Annotated in this window: 1 protein-coding gene and 1 pseudogene; one reads left to right on the top strand and one right to left on the bottom strand. The window is 69.6% G+C overall.

The features are described from left to right. A pseudogene (locus R1101_RS28440) lies at window positions 1–1,076 on the top strand (glycogen debranching protein GlgX); the annotation flags it as partial. 27 nt (window positions 1,077–1,103) lie between these two features. Here the strand turns inward: R1101_RS28440 and R1101_RS0123425 are convergent. Then, window positions 1,104–1,436 (bottom strand): peptidyl-tRNA hydrolase (locus tag R1101_RS0123425; protein WP_016935607.1); only part of this gene is annotated, 333 nt, incomplete at its 5' end.

Genomic DNA, 1,436 nt, shown 5'->3' on the forward strand with positions numbered 1-1,436 from the left:
CGTTCGATCCGCGAGCGGCACTGCTCACCGCGATCGTCACCGATCCCGTCCTCAGCGACGTCAAGCTCGTCGCCGAGCCGTGGGACGCCACCGCGCACGGTTATCAGCTCGGGAACTTCGGGGCTCAGTGGGCGGAATGGAACGACCGGTACCGCGACACGGTGCGCCGCTACTGGGCCGGACGTTCCGGCATCCGCGAGGTCGCGTCGCGGCTCACCGGTTCGGAGGACCTCTACGACAGGAACATCCGGCAACCGTGGATGTCGATCAACTTCGTCACCGCCCACGACGGTTTCACCCTCGCCGATGCCGTGTCGTACGAGCGCAAGCACAACGACGAGAACGGGGAAGAGGGTCGCGACGGGTCGAACAACAACGAGTCGGTGAACCACGGTGTCGAGGGTCCGACCGACGATCCCGATGTCCTCGCCGCCCGCGACCGTCACGTCCGGGCCGTGCTGGCGACGCTCCTGCTGTCGACGGGCACCCCGATGCTGCTCGCCGGTGACGAGTTCGGCCACACACAGCACGGCAACAACAACGCCTACTGCGTTCCCGAGGACGTCGCGGTCCGCGACGCGTGGCCGTTGGACTGGGAGCACGCCGACCGTGCGCGAACGGACTACGTGCGCGAACTGCTCCGCCTGCGCACACGCGTCCCTGTGCTGCGGCAGCGACGCTTCTTCGAGGGACGCGCCCGGTCCGTGGGGTATCCCGACCTGGTGTGGTTCGGCATCGAGGGGGTCGAACTCGACGACGAGGCCTGGCACGACGACAGCCGCCGCACGCTGCAGGGCTGGGTCGACGGCTCGCAACTCGGCACGGTCACCCGCACCGGCGTCACTCTCGAGGACAGCAGCGGCCTGTTCGTTCTGCATTCGGGGGGTGCCGCCACGGTGACACTGGCCGGGCCCGAGTGGTACCGCGGCGACATCGCGTGCGTGTTCGATTCGAGCGCCCCCGACGGCCGGCCCGCGGACACCTCACCGATGCGGGTGGGAAGTTCGTACCCGGTCGACGGACCGACGGTGCTGATCTTCCGGATCACGGACGACGAAGAGGTCGCGCAAGGATGATCCACGGCGGCACGACGCCGGTGGAGGTCAGACTCGTGCGCTGACCGTGCCCGGCACCGCGACAACCGTGATCGAACCCGGCGCCACCTCGGTGAAGCCCGCATCGCGGACCGCGACGGCGGTGCCCGCTTCCACCCGGGCGAGCAGTTCGCGCCAGGTGGTCTCGTCGGCGTCGCGGACGGCGCACGGGAATCCGTCGGATGCCCAGGCACGTGCGGTGTCGACGTCCAGCGCTCCCGCGAACAACATCGCGGCGTGCCCGACCTGCGCGGCCGCCTTACCGACGGTCATCTCGAGGTCCCTCTGCACCCAGAAGACGGGCACACCGTCCGCCGGCGGGGGCGGATCGTCGTGGGGCAG

The sequence above is a fragment of the Rhodococcus sp. R1101 genome, assembly GCF_000278445.1.
GTDB lineage: Bacteria > Actinomycetota > Actinomycetes > Mycobacteriales > Mycobacteriaceae > Rhodococcus > Rhodococcus gordoniae.